Annotated in this window: 20 protein-coding genes, 1 pseudogene and 1 riboswitch; of the genes and pseudogenes, 9 read left to right on the forward strand and 12 right to left on the reverse strand. The window is 72.6% G+C overall.

All coding sequences use genetic code 11. The features are described from left to right. Window positions 1-63: 63 nt before the first annotated feature. Window positions 64-1,116: an NAD-dependent epimerase/dehydratase family protein gene (locus tag ACFWRT_RS24440; RefSeq protein WP_380952505.1), complete on the forward strand. Its 1,053-nt coding sequence runs from the start codon at window positions 64-66 to the stop codon at window positions 1,114-1,116. Window positions 1,117-1,152: 36 nt separating this feature from the next. On the opposite strand, the gene ACFWRT_RS24445 is transcribed toward ACFWRT_RS24440, so the two are convergent. The 8 genes from ACFWRT_RS24445 to ACFWRT_RS24480 form a co-directional block, all read right to left on the reverse strand. Beyond that, window positions 1,153-2,712 (reverse strand): alpha/beta hydrolase, encoded by a 1,560-nt coding sequence (locus ACFWRT_RS24445; RefSeq protein WP_380952529.1) that lies wholly within the window; start codon window positions 2,710-2,712, stop codon window positions 1,153-1,155. Window positions 2,713-2,911: 199 nt separating this feature from the next. Continuing rightward, complete coding sequence (locus tag ACFWRT_RS24450; RefSeq protein ID WP_380952504.1) at window positions 2,912-3,700, reverse strand: urease accessory protein UreD; 789 nt, start codon at window positions 3,698-3,700, stop codon at window positions 2,912-2,914. Continuing rightward, window positions 3,697-4,374, reverse strand: a complete 678-nt coding sequence (ureG, locus tag ACFWRT_RS24455) for an urease accessory protein UreG (RefSeq protein WP_355876962.1) — start codon at window positions 4,372-4,374, stop codon at window positions 3,697-3,699. The genes ACFWRT_RS24450 and ureG overlap by 4 nt, the downstream gene beginning before the upstream one ends. A gap of 33 nt (window positions 4,375-4,407) precedes the next feature. Further along, window positions 4,408-5,070 carry an urease accessory protein UreF gene (locus ACFWRT_RS24460; protein ID WP_380952503.1) on the reverse strand — a complete coding sequence of 221 codons (663 nt, stop codon included), beginning with the start codon at window positions 5,068-5,070 and terminating at the stop codon, window positions 4,408-4,410. Window positions 5,071-5,090: 20 nt separating this feature from the next. Continuing rightward, a complete protein-coding gene (locus ACFWRT_RS24465; RefSeq protein WP_380952501.1) occupies window positions 5,091-6,812 on the reverse strand; it encodes an urease subunit alpha in 1,722 nt (573 codons plus the stop codon). Beyond that, window positions 6,805-7,116 (reverse strand): urease subunit beta, encoded by a 312-nt coding sequence (locus ACFWRT_RS24470; RefSeq protein ID WP_380952499.1) that lies wholly within the window; start codon window positions 7,114-7,116, stop codon window positions 6,805-6,807. The genes ACFWRT_RS24465 and ACFWRT_RS24470 overlap by 8 nt, the downstream gene beginning before the upstream one ends. A 13-nt stretch (window positions 7,117-7,129) precedes the next feature. Then, a complete protein-coding gene (locus ACFWRT_RS24475) occupies window positions 7,130-7,432 on the reverse strand; it encodes an urease subunit gamma (protein WP_380952498.1) in 303 nt (100 codons plus the stop codon). A gap of 138 nt (window positions 7,433-7,570) precedes the next feature. Beyond that, window positions 7,571-8,191 (reverse strand): TetR/AcrR family transcriptional regulator, encoded by a 621-nt coding sequence (locus tag ACFWRT_RS24480; RefSeq protein WP_380952497.1) that lies wholly within the window; start codon window positions 8,189-8,191, stop codon window positions 7,571-7,573. 117 nt (window positions 8,192-8,308) lie between these two features. Here ACFWRT_RS24480 and ACFWRT_RS24485 point away from each other — a divergent pair, with 117 nt between their 5' ends. After that, window positions 8,309-9,319 carry an ABC transporter permease gene (locus ACFWRT_RS24485; protein ID WP_380952496.1) on the forward strand — a complete coding sequence of 337 codons (1,011 nt, stop codon included), beginning with the start codon at window positions 8,309-8,311 and terminating at the stop codon, window positions 9,317-9,319. Between the two features lie 47 nt (window positions 9,320-9,366). Here ACFWRT_RS24485 and ACFWRT_RS24490 read toward each other — a convergent pair whose 3' ends face one another. After that, entirely contained in the window at window positions 9,367-9,606 is a 240-nt protein-coding gene (locus ACFWRT_RS24490) for a type II toxin-antitoxin system prevent-host-death family antitoxin (RefSeq protein ID WP_380952495.1), read from the reverse strand. Window positions 9,607-9,770: 164 nt separating this feature from the next. Between ACFWRT_RS24490 and ACFWRT_RS24495 the strand changes: the two genes are divergently transcribed. The 4 genes and pseudogenes from ACFWRT_RS24495 to ACFWRT_RS24510 all read left to right on the forward strand — a co-directional run bounded on the left by ACFWRT_RS24495 (window position 9,771) and on the right by ACFWRT_RS24510 (window position 12,148). Continuing rightward, window positions 9,771-10,292, forward strand: a complete 522-nt coding sequence (locus tag ACFWRT_RS24495) for an excalibur calcium-binding domain-containing protein (protein WP_380952494.1) — start codon at window positions 9,771-9,773, stop codon at window positions 10,290-10,292. A 93-nt stretch (window positions 10,293-10,385) separates the two neighbouring features. Further along, window positions 10,386-10,721, forward strand: a pseudogene (locus ACFWRT_RS24500) (ATP-dependent Clp protease proteolytic subunit); the annotation flags it as partial. Window positions 10,722-10,728: 7 nt separating this feature from the next. Further along, window positions 10,729-11,034: a hypothetical protein gene (locus ACFWRT_RS24505; protein WP_380952493.1), complete on the forward strand. Its 306-nt coding sequence runs from the start codon at window positions 10,729-10,731 to the stop codon at window positions 11,032-11,034. Window positions 11,035-11,508: 474 nt separating this feature from the next. Further along, a riboswitch (cyclic di-AMP (ydaO/yuaA leader) is annotated at window positions 11,509-11,674 on the forward strand. A 3-nt stretch (window positions 11,675-11,677) separates the two neighbouring features. Beyond that, window positions 11,678-12,148 (forward strand): C40 family peptidase, encoded by a 471-nt coding sequence (locus tag ACFWRT_RS24510; RefSeq protein ID WP_380952492.1) that lies wholly within the window; start codon window positions 11,678-11,680, stop codon window positions 12,146-12,148. Window positions 12,149-12,236: 88 nt separating this feature from the next. Here ACFWRT_RS24510 and ACFWRT_RS24515 read toward each other — a convergent pair whose 3' ends face one another. Further along, window positions 12,237-12,899 (reverse strand): LysE family translocator, encoded by a 663-nt coding sequence (locus ACFWRT_RS24515; protein ID WP_380952491.1) that lies wholly within the window; start codon window positions 12,897-12,899, stop codon window positions 12,237-12,239. Window positions 12,900-12,971: 72 nt separating this feature from the next. Between ACFWRT_RS24515 and ACFWRT_RS24520 the strand changes: the two genes are divergently transcribed. After that, window positions 12,972-13,886, forward strand: a complete 915-nt coding sequence (locus ACFWRT_RS24520; protein WP_380952490.1) for a LysR family transcriptional regulator — start codon at window positions 12,972-12,974, stop codon at window positions 13,884-13,886. Between the two features lie 68 nt (window positions 13,887-13,954). On the opposite strand, the gene ACFWRT_RS24525 is transcribed toward ACFWRT_RS24520, so the two are convergent. Next, window positions 13,955-14,386 carry an ATP-binding protein gene (locus ACFWRT_RS24525; protein ID WP_030567445.1) on the reverse strand — a complete coding sequence of 144 codons (432 nt, stop codon included), beginning with the start codon at window positions 14,384-14,386 and terminating at the stop codon, window positions 13,955-13,957. A 250-nt stretch (window positions 14,387-14,636) separates the two neighbouring features. On the opposite strand from ACFWRT_RS24525, the gene ACFWRT_RS24530 reads away from it, so the two are divergent. Together ACFWRT_RS24530 and ACFWRT_RS24535 are read left to right on the forward strand one after the other, a co-directional pair. Beyond that, entirely contained in the window at window positions 14,637-15,497 is an 861-nt protein-coding gene (locus ACFWRT_RS24530) for a helix-turn-helix domain-containing protein (protein WP_380952528.1), read from the forward strand. A gap of 53 nt (window positions 15,498-15,550) precedes the next feature. Continuing rightward, entirely contained in the window at window positions 15,551-15,799 is a 249-nt protein-coding gene (locus ACFWRT_RS24535; protein ID WP_380952489.1) for a DUF397 domain-containing protein, read from the forward strand. Here ACFWRT_RS24535 and ACFWRT_RS24540 read toward each other — a convergent pair. Next, on the reverse strand, window positions 15,792-16,988 hold the full coding sequence (locus ACFWRT_RS24540) for an 8-amino-7-oxononanoate synthase (protein ID WP_380952488.1): 1,197 nt from the start codon (window positions 16,986-16,988) through the stop codon (window positions 15,792-15,794). The genes ACFWRT_RS24535 and ACFWRT_RS24540 overlap by 8 nt on opposite strands. Window positions 16,989-17,075 lie beyond the last annotated feature (87 nt).

The following is a 17,075-nucleotide window of genomic DNA, read 5'->3' on the forward strand; positions in this document are numbered from 1 at the left end:
GCGGATTCGCCGACGGCAGAGCGGGCTGGTCCGGCGCGGACCGCTCCCCCTAGCGTCGGTTCCATGAACCAGGGACACGCGTGGGTGCTGGGAGCGACAGGACAGATCGGGCGCGCCGCGGTGAGTGCGCTCGCCGTCGACGGCTGGGAGGTGACCGCGCTCTCGCGGGGCGGCGGCCGGGACGAGGGGTGGGGTGACGGGGTCCGGGCCCTGGCCCTCGACCGGGACGAGGAGGGCGCGCTGGAGAGGGCGCTCGGCGAGGACTGTGACGTCCTGGTCGACATGGTGGCGTTCGGCTCGGCGCACGCGCGGCAGCTCACAGGGCTCTCCGGGCGGGTGGGCTCGGCGGTGGTGATCTCCAGCGGTGCGGTGTACGAGGACGAGCGCGGCCGCAGCTTCGACACCCAGGCCGAACCCGACGGCTTCCCCCGCTACCCCGTGCCGCTGCCGGAGACCCAGCGCACGGTGGAGCCGGGCGACGCGACGTACGGGACGCGGAAGGTGCTGCTGGAGCGTGAGCTGCTGGCGGCGGGCGACGCGCTGCCGGTGACCCTGCTGCGGGCGGGCGCGGTCCACGGACCGCACTGCCGGACACCGCGCGAGCTGTACTTCGTGAAGCGGCTGCTGGACGGGCGCCGGCGGCGGGTGCTCGCGTACGGCGGCGAGAGCCGCTTCCACCCGGTCCATGTGTCCAACGTGGCGGAGCTGATCCGGCTGGCCGCCCGAAAGCCGGGATCGCGCGCGCTGAACGCGGCGGACCCGCAGGCCCCCACGGTCGCCGGGATCGGGGCGGCGATCGACGCGGTGCTCGGCCGGGAGACGGAGACGGTCCTGGTGGACGGTCCGGCGCCGGAGGGGGGCGTGGGCGATACACCGTGGAGCGGGGCGCATCCCGTGGTGTACGACATGGCGGCGGCGGAACGGGAGCTCGGGTACCGGCCGGTGACGGGGTACGGGGAGTCGCTGCCGGAGACCGTGGAGTGGCTGGCCGGAGAGCTGGCGGGGCGGGACTGGCGGGAGGCCTTCCCGAAGATAGCGCGGAACTATGGGGAGGCGCTCTTCGACTATGCGGCGGAGGACGCGTGGCTGGAGGCGTACGACCGGGGCGGCCGCTGAGGATGCGGGGCCCCGGCCGTACGCCTCACCGGTGTCCTACGGCTTCGGCGTGGCGTGCGGGGTGCACGTCACGTCGCGCCGGTCGGTCCTCCCGGTGAGCAGGTAGGTGTCCACCCGCTCGTTGACGCACGGGTTGACCAGTCCGGTGACACCGTGGGAGCCGGCGCCCTTCTCGGTGATGAGCCGCGAGCCCTTGAAGCGCTGGTGCAGCTCGACGGCGCCCTCGTACGGAGTGGCGGCGTCGCGCTCGGCCTGCACGATGAGGACCGGCGGCAGGCCCTTGCCCGTCTTCACGTTCAGCGGGGTCTGCTGCTTGGCCGGCCAGGTGGCGCAGGGCAGGTTCATCCACGCGTTGGCCCACGTCATGAACGGGTACTTCTTGTGCAGCCGGGTGTTGTCCCGGTCCCAGGTGCGCCAACTGGTGGGCCACTTGGCGTCCGCGCACTCGACGGCGCTGTAGACGGCGTTGCCGTTCTCGGCCGACGCGTTGCCCTTGAGGTCGCTCATGTCGGGGGCGGCGGCGTCGATCAGCGCCTGGGTGTCACCGGCCCGGTAGGCGCTCCAGGTCTTCGCGGTGGGCGCCCAGGCGGAGTCGTAGTACGGGGCGCTCTGGAAGAAGCCGATGAGTTCGGCGGGTCCGACGACCCCGCCGATGGGCGCCCTCTTGGCGGCCGCGCGGAGCTTCAGCCACTCCTTCTCGACCTTCTGCGGGGTGTCGCCGATGCCGTAGACGGAGTCGTGCTCGGCGACCCACGCCTTCCAGTCGTCCCAGCGCATCTGGAAGGCGATGTCCTGGTTCAGGTTGGCCCGGTACCAGATGCTCTCCCCCGAGGGGTCGACCACGCTGTCGACGACCATGCGCCGTACGTGGGTGGGGAAGAGCGTGCCGTAGACGGCGCCCAGGTAGGTGCCGTAGGAGACGCCGAGGAAGTTGAGCTTCTTCTCCCCGAGCGCGGCCCGGATGACATCGAGGTCGCGGGCGGTGTTGGGGGTGGTCATGTGCGGCAGCATCCAGCCGCTGCGCTCGGCACACCCTTCGGCGTACTCACGGGCCAGCTTCCGCTGGGCACGCTTGTCGGCCTCGCTGTCGGGGACCGGGTCCGCCTTCGGCGCCTTCACGAACTCCTGCGGGTCGACACAGGAGATGGGCGCCGACCGGCCCACCCCGCGCGGGTCGAAGCCGACGAAGTCGTACGCCTTCGCGGTCTTGGTCCAGAGCGGGTTCTTGCTGGTGACGCGGGTGGGGAAGCGCATCCCCGAACCGCCGGGCCCGCCCGGGTTGTAGATCAGGGCGCCCTGGCGCTCGCCCTGGGTGCCGGTGCTGGCGTGCCGGTCGACGGCGAGCTTGATCTTCTTGCCGTTCGGCCTGGCGTAGTCGAGCGGTACGGTCACCCAGCCGCACTGGATGGGGGCGGCCAGGCCCCAGTCCTCCGGACAGGCCTTCCAGTCGATCCCGGCTTTCGCCGCCCGCTCGGCGGCGATCCTGACGCCGCGGGCCTCGGAGCCGGCCCGGTCATGGTGGCGGCTGTCGGCGGATACCGGTATCGCTTCTGCGGCGGGCGCGGTGATCGCTCCCGCGACGAGCGCGCCCGCCATCAGCGCGCCGGCCGCGCCGAGCACTGCTGTGCGTCCCACGTGGAACCTCCCCCATCGTCGTCCGATGCGCCGCCGGTGGCGGCGTGGTCTCCATCGGAGCGTTCCGGGGATCCTTTCGTCTGCGGGGTTCCTGGGGCCAGGGCGTACACATGTTTCTTTACCGAACCCATAACCGGTGAAGGAAGTCCGCTGAGCGGATTCAGCCGGTGCCGGTGTCCGCCTTGAGGCCGTCCAGCAGCTTGTACATCGCCTCGTCCAGGATCGCGCGCAGCAGGCGGGCGTCGGCGGCCACCGCCGTGACCAGGACGGCGGGACCGGCGAGCGGGGTGAGGGCGGCGGTGGGGCCGAGGAGGCGGGCGGCGAGCGGAGCCTCCTCGAAGGACGGGTCGGCCAGGAGGAGTTGGCCGACCGCGCGATGGCCGCCGAGGACGGCCGGGCCGTCCCAGCCGCCGGACGCGCCGGGCCCGTAGGCGAGTTGCTGGTCCAGGAGCGGGCGGCCGGCGCGGTGGACGGTGAGGCGGGTGGTGAGGGCGCCGGTGGGTTCGCCGTGGCGGCCGAGGATCTGTTCCTCGCGGAGCAACAGGCGTGCGGTCGCGGCTAGTTCGACGTGGGTGGTCTGGTGGAGGTCGCTGCCGCGGGCGGAGATGAGCTGTTCGGGAAGCCAGTGCAGGGTGGCCCGCTCCCCCACGTCCAGGTGGATGTCGTACGTGGAGGGGCCGGTGTCCGCAGAAGGGCCCGGGAGCGCCACCGTGGCCGCCGCCGCGTCGACGGTGAGGCGGGCGCCGTCGGCGACCTCGGCCTCGATCACCAGCCGGTCGCCGTTCAGCGGTGCGCTCATGGCGCCGACGACGGTGACCCGGGCGTGTTCCGGGAGCGGGGAGCGGGTGCGGCGGAGGGCCAGCGGGCCGGCGGACTCCAGGAGGGGCAGGGCCGTGGCGCCCCGGCCGTCGGGTTCGGCGCGGAGGCGGGCGGTGGCGCGGACGCTCATGCGGTCCAGGCGGCGAGCTGCGCCCGCACCCAGTCGGCGACCGGTCCGACACCCTCGGCGGAGGTCAAGGAGGTGAAGAGTACGGGGAGTTCGCCGCGCTGCTCCTTGGCGTCGCGCGCCATCCGCTGGAGGTCGGAGCCGACATAGGGGGCGAGGTCGGTCTTGTTGATGACGAGCAGGTCGGCGGTGGTGACGCCGGGGCCGCCCTTGCGCGGGATGTCGTCGCCGCCCGCCACGTCGATGACGAAGACCTGAGCGTCGACGAGCCCCTTGGAGAAGGTGGCGGTGAGGTTGTCGCCGCCGGACTCCACCAGGATCAGGTCGAGCGGGCCCACCGCGTCCTCCAGGTCCTCGACCGCTTCGAGGTTGGCGGAGATGTCGTCGCGGATCGCGGTGTGCGGGCAGGCACCCGTCTCCACGGCCTGGATGCGCTCGGGCGGCAGGACCGCGTTGCGGAGGAGGAACTCGGCGTCCTCGCGGGTGTAGATGTCGTTGGTGACGACGGCGATGGAGAGCCGGTCGCGCAGTTCGCGGCAGAGGGCGGCGACGGTGGCTGTCTTGCCGGAGCCGACGGGGCCGCCTAGCCCGATGCGCAGGGCGCGCCGGGTGCCGTCGGGGCGGGTGGCGTCGGCGCTGACGGCGGCGGGGCCGTCGTGGGTGTGGCCGAGGTGCATGGTGTTGCTCCTGCTTTCTTTCGATGGTGAGGGTCAGGAGGCGAAGAGGCGGACCGGCCAGGCGGCGTGCGCCTCGGCGGTGATGTCGAGGAGCGGGGCGGAGGCGGCGGGCAGGGCGTCGATGCCGTGCCGGGCGGCCTCGGCGGCCTGCGCCGCCACCTCGTCCAGTTCGGGGGCGAGGCGGGCGAGTACGGCGGTGGCGTGGAAGGGGTCGAGGGAGAGCAGCCGGACCACGGCGGTGGCCGGGCCGCTGACCGTCTCGTACGCGACACAGTGCGCGGCGTCCTCGGATTTCAGCCCCGCCGCCCGGGCGGTGAGGCCGAGGACGACGGGCTGGTGGGCGCCGCGCGGCCGGGCGGTGGCGAGCGCGTCGAGTTCGGGGCTCGGCCAGGTGGCGCGGGCGGCCCGCATCATCTGCCGCCCCAGCTTGCGGGCGGTGGCCCGCAGGGCGGGTGAGGGCGTACGGGCGTCGGCGGCCTCGTCGAGGGCGAGCGGGTCGAGGCCGTGGGCGGCCGCCGCGGCGAGGGCGGCGGCCGTGAGCCCGGTGGTGTGCAGGCGGCCCCGGCAGAACGCGGCGAGGTCGTCGGCGTGACGGATGCGCCCCTGGGTGACGGCCGGTTCGGCCCCGCCGGAGTGGGCGTGGCCGCCGGCGGGGAACCGGCCGTCGGCGAGGACGAGCAGGGCTGCGCGTGACATGGCTGGTGGTCCCGCCCGGTTCAGAAGAGGAAGTAGCGCTGGGCCATGGGCAGTTCCGCCGCCGGAGCCGGTTCGACCGGTTCGCCGTCGATGGTGACGGCGAAGCTGTCGGGGTCGACGTGGACGTGCGGCATCGCGTCGTTCTCCCGCATGTCCGCCTTCGTGACCCCCCGGGTGCTGGTGATGGCCCTGAACTCCTTCTCCAGGCCGAGCCGTTCGGGCAGACCGTCCGCGATCGCCGTTTCGGTCACGAAGTTGAAGGAGCCGCGTGCGGCGGCCCGGCCCAGCGCGCCGAACATCGGCCGGGGCAGCACCGGTTGGGGCGTCGGGATGGAGGCGTTGGCGTCGCCCATCTGCGCGTACGCGATCTGGCCGCCCTTGATGACGAGCTGCGGCTTCACCCCGAAGAACGCCGGGTCCCAGAGCACGAGGTCGGCGAGCTTGCCGCTCTCCACCGAGCCGATCTCCCGGTCCAGGCCCTGGGCGACCGCCGGGTTGATGGTGTATTTGGCGACATAGCGACGGACCCGGTGGTTGTCGGCTGCCCCGTCGCCGGGCAGGGCACCGCGCCGCACCTTCATGACGTGGGCGGTCTGCCAGGTCCGCAGGATCACCTCGCCGATGCGGCCCATCGCCTGCGAGTCCGAGGAGATGATCGAGATGGCACCGAGGTCGTGCAGGATGTCCTCGGCCGCGATGGTGGAGGGCCGGATCCGGGACTCCGCGAAGGCCAGGTCCTCGGGGACGGCCGGGTTGAGGTGGTGGCAGACCATCAGCATGTCGAGGTGTTCCTCGATGGTGTTGACGGTGTGCGGCCGGGTCGGGTTGGTCGAGCTGGGCAGGACGTACGGCTCCGAGACCACGGTGATGATGTCGGGCGCGTGCCCGCCGCCCGCACCCTCGGTGTGGTACGCGTGGATGGAGCGCCCGGCGATGGCGGCGAGGGTGTCGGCGACGAACCCGGCCTCGTTGAGGGTGTCGGTGTGGATGGCGAGCTGGGCGCCGGTCTCCTCGCAGACGGTGAGGCAGGCGTCGATGGCGGCCGGGGTGGCGCCCCAGTCCTCGTGGATCTTGAATCCCAGCGCACCGCCGTGCAGTTGGGAGTACATGGCGTCGCGGGAGGTCGTGTTGCCCTTGCCGAGCAGACCGATGTTGACCGGGAAGGTCTCCAGCGCCTCGAACATCCGGGCCAGGTGCCAGGGGCCGGGCGTGATCGTGGTGGCCTTGGTGCCCTCGGCGGGTCCGGTGCCGCCGCCGACGAGGGTGGTGATGCCGCTGGAGAGCGCCTGGTCGAGAAGGGTCGGCGAGATGAAGTGGACGTGCGCGTCGACCGCTCCGGCCGTCAGCAACTTGCCGTTGCCCGCGATGATCTCGGTCTCGGGGCCGATCACCAGCTCGGGGTGGACCCCGTCCATGGTGTCCGGGTTCCCGGCCTTGCCGATGCCGGTGATGCGGCCGTCGCGGATGCCGACGTCGGCCTTGACGATGCCCCAGTGGTCGATCACGACGACGCCCGTGATGACGGTGTCGGGTGCGCCCTCGGCCCGGGTGGTGCGGGCCTGGCCCATGGACTCCCGGATCACCTTGCCGCCGCCGAAGACCGCCTCGTCGCCCGCGTGTCCGGGGCCGCCGGAGCGGTCCTCCTCGATCTCGACGAAGAGGGCGGTGTCGGCGAGGCGGATGCGGTCGCCGGTGGTGGGCCCGAAGAGGTCCGCGTACACGGCCCTGTTGAGGTCAGCCATCGAGGGCACCTCCGGTCTCGCCGCGCAGGCCGGGGACGATGCGGCGGCCGGCGAGGGGGACGAGCTCGACGTCCACGGGGATGCCGGGTTCGAAGCGGACCGCCGTACCGGCCGCGATGTGCAGCCGCAGTCCGTGCGCGGCGGCGCGGTCGAAGCGCAGCCCGGGGTTGGCCTCGGCGAAGTGGTAGTGGGAGCCGACCTGGACGGGGCGGTCGGCGGCGTTGAGGACGGTGAGGCGGGTGACCGGGCGCCCCTCGTTGAGGGCGATGCCCCCGTCCCCGTACAGGATCTCTCCGGGAATCATCGGCGCGGCCCCGTCAGACGATCGGGTCGTGGACGGTGACGAGCTTGGTGCCGTCCGGGAAGGTGGCCTCGACCTGGACGTCGTGGAGCATCTCGGGGATGCCTTCCATGACGTCGTCCCGGGTGAGCAGTTCGCGGCCGGACGCCATGAGTTCGGCGACGGTGCGGCCGTCGCGGGCGCCTTCCAGGAGATGGGCGGTGATCAGGGCGACGGACTCGGGGTGATTGAGCCTCAGCCCGCGTGCCCGGCGCTTCTCGGCCACGTCGGCGGCCACATGGATGAGCAGGCGTTCCTGCTCGTGCGGGGTCAGTTGCACGCTTCCACCTCATCGTCTTCGCCCGGTACCGGCCTCCGGGCGCAGCGGGACCCTATCCCCGTTCAACAGTTCGTTGAACGGGGAACCCGGCTCTCGCGACCAGGTATTGCACGTTAGGGCGGAAGTTTTTCCATTGCGTTAACTGACCTTTTGCGGACCCATGGACATCAGGCCGCGCAAGCCGTTCTCCAGCACCTCCGGGTGGACGTCCCCGAAGAGAGCCTCCTGCACGATGAAGCCCTGGGCGGCGGCGATCATCGTCCGGGCCACATGGTCGGCCGCCACGTCGTCGCCCAGGAGTCCGGCGTCGCGGTAGGCCTCGACCAGTTTCGTCCATGCGGCCCGCATCGTGGCGTAACCCTCGTCGAGCTGTACGGCAAGTCGCCCGTCGCGCAGCGTCTCGGACCAGAGCTGTACGGCGAGGGCGGCGAAGGTCCGGCGCTCCAGCCCGTGCACCTCCCCGGCCAGCACCCGGCCGAGCACCCGGCTCAGCAGCACGTCGGGGGTGGGCGGCGGGGACATGCGGCTGGCCTCCTCGAACGCGCCGCGGATCGTGGCGAAGGTCTCCTCGGTGATGGCCGCGATGATGTCCTCCTTGCCGGGGAAGTAGCGGTAGACCGCGCCGGCGGAGAGGCCCACCTCCTTGAGGACGTCCTGCATGGACGTGCCGTGGAATCCGTTGCGGGCGAAGCAGCGGGCGGCTCCGTCGAGGATCTGGCGGCGCCGGGCGTCGAGGTGTTCCTGGGATACACGAGCCATGGGCTCAACTTAAAACGAACGTTCATTCTTGACAAGCGGGCTCACCGTCCCGACAGTGGAACCGTACGTAAAACGAACGATCCTTCTCTTTAGCTATGACCCGGAACGAGGCCCCCCATGTCCACTGCACCCAACCGCCGCGCGGTGGCGGTCGTCCTGCTGATCCCGCTGGTGGTGACGCTCGCCCTCTGGGCCTTCGCCTGGCCCGCCGCCCGGATCGCACCCCGCGACCTCCCGGTGGGTGTGGCCGGTGCGGCGCCGGCGGCCGATCAACTGGGGCAGCGGTTCGAGCAGCGCGAGGGCGCTTTCGAGGTGCACCGCTTCGACGACGAGGCCGCGGCGCGGGAGGCGATCGAGGACCGGGTCGTATACGGAGCCGTCGTCGCCGGACCGGAGGGCCCGCACGTGCTCACCGCGACGGCCGCGAGTCCCGTCGTCGCCCAGCTGCTGCGTGAGGCGGTGACGGCGGCGGCACCGGAGGGCGCCCAGGTCCGGGTCACCGATGTGGTGGCCGCGCCCTCCGGGGACCCGCGCGGCAGCGCGCTCGGCGCGAGCGTGCTGCCGCTGGCCCTGGCGGGGATGGGCGCCGGAGCGGCCGTCACCATGCTGGGGCTGCGCGGCGCGCGGGCGGCGCTGACGCTGACGGGGGCGGCGGCACTCGTGGGCCTCGCCGCCGCGGCCGTGACGCACAGCTGGCTCGGCGTGATCACGGGCGACTGGTGGACGGAGGCCGGGGTGCTCGGCCTGACGGTCCTGGCGATCGGCTCGGCGGTGGCGGGGCTGTCCGCCCTGCTGGGCCCACGCGGGCTCGGCGTCGCCGCCCTGCTGATGATCCTGCTGGGCAACTCCTTCTCCGGGGTCACCAGCGCCCCACACCTGCTCCCCGAACCGGTCGGCACGATCGGCCAGTGGCTGCCGCCGGGCGCGGGCGGCTCACTGCTGCGCTCGGTCGCGTTCTTCGACGGCAGCGCGGCGGGCGGCCCCGCCCTGACGCTCGCACTCTGGTCGGCGCTCGGCCTGGCTGCGGTGCTGGTCGCGGGGCGGCGGGGTGCGGGGGCCGCGGCGGGCGGACCGGCCGAGCAGGCCGAGCCGGCACCGGTCGCGCGGGAAACGGCGCCGGCCGGCTGAGGGTGCGGGGGCTGCCCACGGGTCACGCGAGGCGGGGGGCGCGGGCGTCAGGCGCCCGGGTCGCCCTGACCGCGGTACTCGGCGGCGATCCCGAACCGCTGGCGACCGCCGGGGGCCGCCGGGTCGGCGGAGCGGACCGATGAGACCGACCTGATCACCTGCTCCTCGGCCTCGGCCCCCTCTCCGTCGAGCTCTTCGAGCCGTTCCAGGTCGGCGGCGGAGACCAGCGCGACGAGCGGCTTGCCGTGGCGCGTCACGACGACCCGCTCACCGCCTTGGAGGCGCAACCGTTATGGAGCCTTGCGGCATCCCACAGCTCGCCCTCCGATCGACCTGCGGCCATCGCTCCCCCGCGCTTTGATCACAACTCCATCACCAACGGAACATCTCCCTCCTGCGAGCGCGCCCGGCTCACTAGCGTCGTTCCTCCACGAACTTCCTTGGGGGGAACATGAACTGGAACGACCCGCAGCACCCGTCACGGCAAGCGGACTGGGGGCCGGGCGTGACCGTCCCGCCGCCGAGCCCTTCCACCGGGCCGCGTTGGGCCCGTAAGCGCGTCGTGCTCCCCGCCGCCGGCGTGCTGTTCCTGCTCGGCATCGGGATCGGGGCCACCGGCGAGCAGCCGGAGACAGTGCAGACGACGGCGGTGAAGGCGGAGCCGGGGCCGACGGTGACCGTCACCGTGACGGAGACGGCGAAGGTCACGGTGACGGCCAGTCCGGAGCCGGCGCCGACGGTCACGAAGATCAAGAAGGTACGGGTGACCGTCACCGCTCCCCCGCCCGAGTCTGTCGCCGAGGCGCCCGACCCGGCCTACGACGAGGACGAGACCGACGACTCGGGCGGCGGCTCCACGTATTACCAGAACTGCACCGCCGTCCGGGCGGCCGGCGCCGATCCCATCAGGGAGGGCGAACCGGGGTACGGACGGCACCTCGACCGCGACGGTGACGGGGTCGGCTGCGAATAGGCGCCCGCCGCCCCTCTCCTGGATTTCGCAAACGGGTCAGCCCTTCCCTCTTCTGTACGTCCTGCACCTTTTTGACAGGGCGTGAGCTCAGGGGGGACCTACGCTGCCCCGACGGCCCTTCTGGCGGCCGGGGCCCCGGGGCGGCGACATGCTCTGCCCGGTGCGCGGGTAGTCATTCAGCAACCCGCGATCGCCGAGCCGTTGCGGGGCCGGCCGTCCGATCTGGAGATCCACGCGCGCGAACTGGTGGGCACCCGCGAGTTGTTCACGGACATGCTGGTCCGGCACACGGGCCGGACCGCCGAGCGGGTCACCGCCGACATCGAGCGCGACACCGTCCTCGACGCGGAGGCCGCCCGCGCCTACGGGCTGGTGGACCACGTCGTGGAGAACCGCACCCTCTCCCAGCCGCCGCACGACGTGAGGTGAACCGCTCATGGAACCCACGGAGTTCCCGCCCCTGCCCGCACTGACCCGCGCCGAGGGTGAGCTGATCGACTGCTACCTGGCGGTCCTCGACCAGGTGGGCCGCATCAACCCGGCGCGCGGCAGCGACACCTACAGCGCGCTGCGGGCCGCGCAGGCCCTGGTCTCCCGGGCCGCGGCCCTGCGCGACGCCCTGGCCCTGATGCACGAGCGCGACGAGCGGCAGATCCACGCGGCGACGCTCGCGCGGGCCCTGCGGGTGCTGGACGGCGAGCGGCGGGCGGGCCGGGTCGCCGTGCCGCCGACCCCGAGCTGAGCCCGGACCTCGAAGCGGGAGCCGCCCTCGAAGTGGGAGCCGCCCTCGAAGTGAGAGCGGCCGTCGAGCTGAGCCCCGACACCGAACTGAGCCGCTCCGCGCGCCGGGAGCGCATGACGGGAGGGACGGGAGCGGGCCGGTCGCTCTGCTGTGCGACACGCCCGGTGCCGCGATCAATTTCCCTCGCTCGTTCGGCGTAGGCGATCACCCGCGCGAGCGACGTCCCAACTTGCGCTCGATGCGGGAGCCGTACCCGAAACGCGGCCTTTCGTCGCTGGTACGGGGGCGTGCGCCCGGCTCGTCGGCGGGGGCGAATCCGCCCTGTCCACCTGAATGGATCAGTGGTGAGGAGACTCACAAATCACTGTTTCGGCTCGGAAATCCGGCACTTGGTGAGTCAAGATCCCTGGGACGACAAGCCCCCGCCACCGCGGCGGGGCGGTCCGGGTGGACGCCGAGTCCTGCCGCTTCCCGGATGACTGGTCGACAAGGAGTGGATCGGCAGGAGTGGAGGACCCGAGCATTACGGGCCGACCGGGAGACCGGGAAGCCCTCGGGGTGAAGCCGCGTCAAGCGGCCGGGCAACTTCGCCAGCCCGAACCCGACAGGTCATCCTTCACAGGCGGCTGACGAAGGGTTGCGCATGTCTGCGCAGGTTCATGTCCCGTCTCTGTTCGCCCGGGTCGGTACGGCTTCCGTACTCACCCTGGCCGTGACGTCCTCGATGCTGGCGCCAGGCCTGGTCGACGATGCCGAGGCCGCCACCCATTCGAAGAAGGCGCTCAAGATCGCCGCGTCGAAGAAGGGGGCTCCTTACAAGTACGGTGCCTCGGGTCCCAGCCGGTTCGACTGCTCGGGGCTGACTGTCTACTCGTTCAAGAAGGCCGGGAAGAAGCTTCCCCGCACAGCGCAGCAGCAGTACAACAAGACCAGCCGGATCTCCTCGTCGAAGCGGAAACCCGGCGACCTGGTCTTCTTCCATTCCGGCCGCAGCGTCTACCACGTGGGCATCTACGCCGGGGGCGGGAAGATCTGGCACTCCCCCAAATCCGGGGATGTGGTGCGCAAGGCGAAAATCTGGTCCAAGAGCGTCTGGTACGGACGGGTCCGCTGACCCACCTGCCGGACGCTCTTCCCTTGCGGCCGGGCGCGCTGCGTGCCTGCGGCTCGGACTGCGGACGGCACGGGCCCCTCGGCGCATCTCAGCGCAGGAGGGGCCCGGTCACCAGCGCCAGTCCCAGCCCGGTGAGCGCCACGCCGCTGCCGCCCTCGATCGCCCGGGCGGTACGCGGCCGGCGCAGCCACCGCCCCAGCCGGTCCACGAGCAGGGCGAGGGCCGAGAACCAGACGAGGGCGAGGGCGACCACGAGGGCGGCGAGCAGGAGGGTCCTGGGCAGCGGCGGCTGCCCGTCCGGGACGAACTGCGGCAGCAGGCTGAGGAAGAGGACCGGCGCCTTCGGGTTGAGCGCGTTGGTGAGGAACCCCTGACGCAGCGCGCGCCCGAGCCCCTCGGGACCCTTCGGCCCCCATGCCCCCTCCGGCCCCGGTGCCTGGTCCGGCGCACGGCCCTCCTCGGAGACCCGGCGCCGGATCGCGTACAGGGCGCTGATCCCGAGGTAGAGCACGTACGCGCCACCCAGCAGTTGGACCGTGCGGAAGAGGACGGGCATCGTCACCAGCACCGCGGCGAGCCCCGCCACGGCGAGCGCGGTGTGGACGAGCAGTCCCCCGGCGACGCCGAGGGCGGTGGCCAGACCGGCGGTGCGCGAGGCCAGGGCGTTGCGTACGACGACGGTGAAATCGGCGCCGGGCAGCGCGACCATGCCGGCGGCGACCCCGGTGAAGGCGATCAGTTGTGCGTCCATGGGTCAAGACTGGACCGGCGGAGCCTTTAGCGTGTACTTGCAATCTTCTGGGTCTGCCTAAAGGAACGCTTCATGTACGACCCGACGCGGCTCGCCGCCCTGGTGGCGGTCGCCGAGACCGGATCGATCACGCGGGCCGCCGCCCACCTGGGCTACACCGCACCCGCGCTCTCCCAGCAGCTCGCCAAGCTGGAGCGGGAGGCCGGGGCGGCACTGCTGGTGCGCCACCATCGCGGGGCGCGGCTGACGGCCGCCGGTGAGCTGCTCGCGGGGCGGGCCCGGCGGGTCCTGGACGAGCTGGACCAGGCGCGGCACGAGCTGGCGCAGTTGGCCGGGCTGTCGGGCGGCCGGCTGCGGGTCGGGACGTTCACGACGGCCGGGGTCCATCTGCTGCCGCCGGTCCTGAGCGCGTTCCGGCGGGCCCATCCGGACGTCGACCTGGCCGTCACGGAGTACGAGCCGCCGGGCGGCATCACGGCGGTCACCGCGGGCGAGGTGGACCTGGCGCTGACCCACACCTACGAACCGGCGGTGGCCGACCCGCCGCCGCCGGGCGTCACCGTGGAGCCCCTGCTGGTGGAGGAGCTGGTGCTGGCGACCGCGGTCGGGCACCGGCTCTCCGAAGGGTCCGGCCGGCTGCCGGTCGCCGAGCTCGCGGGCCGGCCGCTGATCAGCAGCGCTCCGGCCCATCCGCCCCGGCGCGGGGTGGAGAGCGCGCTGGCGGCGGCGGGCGCCACCCCGGCGGTGGTGTGCGAGTCGCCCGGCTACGCGCTGGTGTGCGCGCTGGTCAGCGCGGGGCTCGGCGTGGCGGTGGTGCCGGAGATGGTCGCGTCGCTGTCGGCCACGCCGCTGGCCGTCCGGCGGCTGGAGCCCGCGGAGTTCCGCCGGACGATCTCCGTGGTGCACCGCGGCGACCGGGCCACCGCCGCGGCGGCGACGCTGCTCGCCCTGCTGCGGAGCGGGTTCGGACGGGCGGCGGCACCCTGAAGCCCGGGGGCCTGAGCCGTGGCATGAGTCGTGGCATGAGCTGGCCGCGGTTCTCCGCACCGCGGCCGTCAGCCCTGGACCGGCACCGCCCAGGGCAGCGCGATCCAGACCGTCTTGCCGCCCTCGGCCGTCGGGACGACCGTGAGCCGTCCCCCGTACTCCTTGGCAAGCGCCCGGATGATCACCATGCCGCGCCCGTTGTCCTGCCGTACGGCGGCGGGCAACCGCTGGGGCCACCGGGGGTGACTGTCCGTCACCCCGAGGCGCAGTTCCTCGTCGCGTTCCAGGCGCAGATCGACCGTGAAGGTGGGCGACTGGCCGAAGGTGTGCTGAACGGAGTTGGTGGCCAGTTCGGAGATGATCAGCCGAATGGTGTCGGCCAGCTCCGTGTCCTCGGAGAGGCCCCATTCGGCCAAGGTCCTGGCCACGAATCTGCGGGCCGAGGAGACCGAGACCGGATCGCTCGGCAGGGTGACGGTTGCTTCCTGATGGTCTGCCATGGCGACGCCGTCCCTTTCGCGCCCCGGCCGACCCGCGGTCGGCCGGGATTGTGCTTCGCGCCAGACTGCCACTGTTGAAGCTCGCTGTAACGACGTTCGACCAAGATATGCATATATCTGTCGCTCGAAGCGGTGAATTCGGGTCTCGTACCACCCGGACGAAGGGCACACTGACCCCTCTGCGGGCCCGACCCTTGCGGTGCGTGTCGGACCCGTCCCGTTCCGTACCGCACAGCGCGAGGAGACCTGGATGCAGCACGGCCCCGTCGTCCGACGACGGAAGCTCGGCGAGGAGTTACGGAACCTGCGGCACGGCTCCGGACTGACCAGCCGGGACGCGGCGCACCTGCTCGGCTGGCACCAGTCGAAGGTGAGCCGTATCGAGACCGGCGCCAGTGGGGTCACGCCCGACGATGTGACGCGTCTGCTCGACCTGTACGCGGTGCGCGACGCGCAGTTGCGCGCTCTGCTCGAAGTGCTGGCGGGATCGGCGGGCGGCGGAGGCGCGGGGTGGTGGCACGCGTATCGCGGGCTGATCCCGCCCCAGTACCGCGACTTCATCAGCCTGGAGTCCCAGGCCGATACGGTGCGGACCCTGGAGACCTCGGTGGTGCCGGGCCTCCTCCAGACGGCCGGCTACGCGCGGGCGGTGACCCGCGCCTCGCTCGACGGCTTGCCTGCGAACCATCTCGACTCGCTGGTCGAGGTGCGGCTGACCCGTCAGCGGGTGCTGCGCGCGAGGCCGCCGCTGCGATTCACCGCCGTGCTGGACGAGGCGGTGCTGCACCGGAGGGTGGGCGGGACCGAGGTGATGCGGGACCAGCTCGACCATCTGACCCAGGTAGCTCAACTCCCCCACGTACAACTTCAGTTGCTGCCGTTCTCGGTCGGCGGGTACGTCGGGCTCACTTCTCCTTTCGTCATCTTCTCCTTTCCGAACATTTCTGATCTGGATGTGGTCGTTCTCGACCACTTGACGAGTAGCCTCTATCTGGAGCGGAGAGAAGACCTTGAGGCGTACGGCTCGGCCTTCCGCACCCTGCAGGCACACGCACTGACGCCGGACGGATCGCTGGACCTCGTCGACGCGATCCGCTGCGGCTTGCGCTAGCACGATGATCCGCTGAACCGACAGGACGTCCGACTCTGCCCGAGGGGGGCACCATGTCCGACCGTCTCGTTCCGCCCACGTCACCGGCCGCCGCCGCCGAGCCACCGCTCCGCTGGCACCGCAGCAGCCGCTCCACCGGAATGAACAACTGCGTGGAGACCGCGCGGCTCGGCGGCCCGGGCTCCGGCGGCGCGCTCCTCGCCGTACGCGACTCCAAGGAGGTGGACCGGCCGCCGCTGCGCTTCTCCGCGACGGCCTGGACCACGTTCGTCGCCGGACTGGACGGGCACCAGGTCAGCTGAGCGGAGTCAGGGCCTCCCGGGGAGCGGTGGCGACGACTGTGGCCACCGCTCCCGCGATCTGCTCCTCGGTGAGGTCCGCCCGCGCGGTCAGCCGCAGCCGGGAGATGCCGTCCGGCACCGACGGCGGCCGGAAGCACCCGACGGCCACGCCGGCCGCCCGGCAGTCCGCCGCCCACCGCACCGCCGCGTCGGCGGAAGGTGCCCGTACGGAGACGACCGCCGCGTCCGGGCGGACCGCCGTCAGCCCGGCGGCGGTGAGCCGTCCGTACAGGGTGGTGGCGACCTCCCGGGCCCTGGCCGCCCGTTCCGGTTCCCGGCGCAGCAGCCGGAGGGCGCCCAGCGCTCCGCCCGTCGCGGCCGGGGCGAGGCCGGTGTCGAAGATGAACGTCCGGGCCGTGTTGACCAGGTGGTCGATGACCCGGGCCGGTCCGAGGACCGCGCCGCCCTGGCTGCCCAGGGACTTGGAGAGGGTGAGGGTGGCGACCACTCCCTCGCCGCCCGCGAGACCGGCCGCCGCGAGTGCGCCGCGTCCGCCGTCGCCGAGCACGCCGAGGCCGTGGGCGTCGTCCACGACGAGCGCGGCGTTCGCGGCGCGGCAGACCTGGGCCAGGGCGGACAGGGGTGCCGCGTCCCCGTCGACCGAGAAGACGGAGTCGGTGACCGCGAGCGCCCGCCCGTCGTGGGCCTGGAGCGCCTTGGCGACCGCGTCCGGATCGGCGTGCGGGACGACGGCGGTCTCCGCTCGGGAGAGCCGGCAGCCGTCCACGATCGAGGCGTGGTTGCCGGCGTCGGAGACGATGAGCGAACCGCGCCCGCTCAGTGCCGTGAGCGCCGCCAGATTGGCCGCGTAGCCGGAGGAGAGGACGAGGGCCGCCTCGAAGCCGCAGAAGTCGGCGAGTTCCCGTTCGAGTTCGGTGTGCAGCGCGGTGGTGCCGGTGACCAGCCGGGATCCTGTCGCGCCCGCGCCCCAGCGGTGGGCGGCGGCAGCAGCGGCGGCGGTGACCTCCGGGTGCCGGGTGAGGCCCAGGTAGTCGTTGCTCGCGAGGTCGAGGAGCTCGGCTTCCGGACTCCTCGGGCGCAGGGACCGGACCAGTCCGGCGGCGGCCCGGCGGCGGGCCTCGTCGTCGATCCAGTCGAACGGGGAGGAGGGCGGGGAGGAGGGTCGAGCGGAGGGCCGGGCGAAGGACATAGGACGGTCCCCTTTGTAGGCAGCTCACAGACCCTAGCGGGGGGCGCAGCAGGTCAGGGTGTGGCAATACACACACCCTCACCCGCG

This window comes from Streptomyces cyaneofuscatus, from assembly GCF_042718795.1.
GTDB classification, from domain to species: domain Bacteria; phylum Actinomycetota; class Actinomycetes; order Streptomycetales; family Streptomycetaceae; genus Streptomyces; species Streptomyces cyaneofuscatus_A.